Source organism: Streptomyces sp. (assembly GCF_050698815.1).
GTDB lineage: Bacteria > Actinomycetota > Actinomycetes > Streptomycetales > Streptomycetaceae > Streptomyces.
Map to the genome: position 1 here is coordinate 1 of NZ_JBOHCV010000534.1, position 2,447 is coordinate 2,447.

A 2,447-nucleotide genomic window follows, 5' to 3' on the forward strand; every position below is an offset into this window, starting at 1 on the left:
CCCGCGCACCGGGACACTCAGGAGAACCAGGGCCTGTCGTTTGGATCTTCGTGGATCAGCTCGCGGCGTCGGATGCGGTGCATCGCAAGGCGGAGGATCGTCCTCGTACTGGGCGTACTCGGACGACTCCGACAACGCAGCGAGGTGCCGCAGCTGGCGTCGCGGGCCCGAGAAGATCGCCCGGACAGGGCCTAGAGCAGCTGCCAGACCGCGGCGGCGGCCATCAGCACGGTGAGCACCGTCAGCACGAGCATGGCCACCGCCGTCGCTCTGCCATCCCCGTTGCCGTTCCCGCTCTCGGCCGGCCGGCGCCTACCGTCCACGGCCCCTCCCTTTCGGTCCCTTCGGTCTCGCGCGTTTTCGACCTCACGTGCGATGCCCCGTGCACCAGTTCAAGAGTGACCATCGCGGGGCGGGGCGTACAGGGCATTCGCGTGCGGACCGGTGAAATCCGGCCGCCGGTGCGGCGGGGTGCGGCAGGGGACCGTGGAGGAGATCATCGGGGTATGGACATCACCCTTCGGATCGCCCAGCAGCCGGAAGCCGACGAGTTGCTCAGCCGCAGTCCGCTGGCCGCACTGACGGGCATGCTGCTGGACCAGCAGGTCCCCATGGAATGGGCGTTCACCGGCCCGTACACCATCGCGCGGCGGATGGGCGGTGACGATCTGGACGCGCACGCCATCGCCGCATGGGATCCGGAGGAGTTCGCGGCGCTGCTGTCGGAGAAACCCGCCGTGCACCGCTATCCGGGTTCCATGGCCAAGCGGGTGCAGCAGTTGTGCCAGTACCTGGTCGACCACTACGACGGCGACGCGAGCGCGGTGTGGCGCGATGTCGCCACCGGCTCCGAGCTGCTGGACCGGCTCAACGCGCTGCCCGGATACGGGAAGCAGAAGTCGCAGATCTTCCTGGCCCTGCTGGGCAAGCGGATGGGCGTGACGCCGGAGGGATGGCGCGCGGCAGCAGGCCCGTACGGGGAGCGGGACGCCTACCGCTCTGCGGCCGACATCACGGGACCCGAGACGCTGGAGCGGGTCCGCGCGTACAAGCAGGAGATGAAGCGGGCGAAGAAGCCGTGACACCCGGACGGTGCCGCGTCACCTGTCGGTGACCGACTTCTCGTTGAAGACCTCGACCGGGCACCGGGCGCGGCCCGGCCGGTCGATCCGGGCGTCACCGGTGATCAGCGGGACACCGTACCCCTCCGCCAACGCGACGTAAGTGGCGTCGTAGGCCGACAGGTTGGTGTGCAGCTCACGGACCCGCGAAAGGAGCGGCATGTGTTCGACGCGCCGCACCGGGAGCAGCGAGAAGCAGTCCCACGCTTCCTGCAGTTGGCTGTCGCCGAGCTTGCCGCCCCGGTGTCGCCCCAGTAGTGCCGAGGCCACCTCGATGTCGACCAGGTACGGAGCGATGAGGCGCTCACCCTGGACCCGGTCCCGTACCGCCGTGCCGACCGGTCCGGTGTCTGCGAGCAGCATCACGAGGGCTCCGGCATCGGTCACGATCACTCGCGGCGCCTGCCCGCATCGATGTCGCCGAGCACGTCTTCCGTGGTGAGGCGGCCGGTGGCGCGTGTCCGGATTCGGCTGAGCACGTCGTCGAGCGTCGGGGTCGCCGCTTCTTCCTCCAGCAACGTGCGCGCGTAGGCCTGGAGCGACTGCCGATTTCGGGCGGCACGTATCTTCAGCTCGTCGAGTGCTTCCTCGGAGAGATCGCGTACATAGAGAGTGGCCATGCGACAAGAATAGTCGCACGGCCAGCATTCTGCTAGCAGCAGCCGCGTCCCCCGGCCGAGCCCTGACAGTGCGGGGGGTCGAGTAAACTTTGTGAACTGTTTCACAGCAAACCCTTGGCCCGGTCCCGCACTCCGTGTTGAGATGCGCTCACATCCTGCTCGAAGCTCGACGGCGCGCTTGGAGGACACACTGTGGCGGAGACCGCCATGCCACGTTCGGTACGGCTCGGTCCCGGAGGCGAGGAGCCGGCTGAGCCGTCCCCCCTCTTCGGCGGGGGTGCGCCGGCACAACTGCCGGCCGCGGCCTCGCCGGTGGACCGCGCGGTGTGGCGATTGCGGTCGCGTGGCTGCTGGGAAGACGCCGCGGCACTGCTGGACCCCTACGCGGCGGACGACGCCGCCGCCTCCGTGCGGCGCGCCGCGCTGCTGGTGGAGCGCTGCATGTTCACCGCGGACGGCTGGACCGCCGCGGAGGCCGCACTGCGCGCGGCGGAGGCGCTCGCGCAGAGCGACGAGGCGCGCGGTGCGGCAGCGTGCGAGCGCGGCCAACTCGCCTACACCGCCACGGTGCTGGGAGTACGCGACCGGGCCGACGAGGCGCGGGCCGCGCTCGGCAGGGCCGCCGCCCTGCTGCCCCCCACGGCGCGCGGCCGCGCGATGCTGGACTACCGGCGGGGGCTGCTGGCCGAGCACTTGAGCGACACAC

The 2,447-nt window shown here is 70.3% G+C and carries 4 protein-coding genes and 1 pseudogene; 2 read left to right on the forward strand and 3 right to left on the reverse strand.

All coding sequences use genetic code 11. From position 1 onward, the window contains the following. Positions 1-191 precede the first annotated feature (191 nt). Complete coding sequence (locus ACRDP3_RS19270; protein ID WP_431518210.1) at positions 192-323, reverse strand: hypothetical protein; 132 nt, start codon at positions 321-323, stop codon at positions 192-194. Positions 324-506: 183 nt separating this feature from the next. Between ACRDP3_RS19270 and ACRDP3_RS19275 the strand changes: the two genes are divergently transcribed. Further along, positions 507-1,082, forward strand: coding sequence for an HhH-GPD-type base excision DNA repair protein (locus tag ACRDP3_RS19275; protein ID WP_431518211.1), 576 nt, complete (start codon positions 507-509; stop codon positions 1,080-1,082). 18 nt (positions 1,083-1,100) lie between these two features. On the opposite strand, the gene ACRDP3_RS19280 is transcribed toward ACRDP3_RS19275, so the two are convergent. Together ACRDP3_RS19280 and ACRDP3_RS19285 are read right to left on the reverse strand one after the other, a co-directional pair. Further along, positions 1,101-1,514 carry a type II toxin-antitoxin system VapC family toxin gene (locus ACRDP3_RS19280; protein WP_431518212.1) on the reverse strand — a complete coding sequence of 138 codons (414 nt, stop codon included), beginning with the start codon at positions 1,512-1,514 and terminating at the stop codon, positions 1,101-1,103. Then, on the reverse strand, positions 1,511-1,741 hold the full coding sequence (locus tag ACRDP3_RS19285) for a FitA-like ribbon-helix-helix domain-containing protein (RefSeq protein WP_431518213.1): 231 nt from the start codon (positions 1,739-1,741) through the stop codon (positions 1,511-1,513). Before ACRDP3_RS19285 ends, ACRDP3_RS19280 begins: the two co-directional genes overlap by 4 nt. 207 nt (positions 1,742-1,948) lie before the next feature. Between ACRDP3_RS19285 and ACRDP3_RS19290 the strand changes: the two are divergent. Continuing rightward, positions 1,949-2,447: pseudogene (locus ACRDP3_RS19290) on the forward strand (hypothetical protein); the annotation flags it as partial.

Excerpts from the sequence above, each read along its gene's own strand:
- ACRDP3_RS19275 (WP_431518211.1), top strand. The coding sequence starts at position 507 with ATGGACATCACCCTTCGGATCGCCCAGCAGCCGGAAGCCGACGAGTTG.
- ACRDP3_RS19285 (WP_431518213.1), bottom strand. The coding sequence starts at position 1,741 with ATGGCCACTCTCTATGTACGCGATCTCTCCGAGGAAGCACTCGACGAG.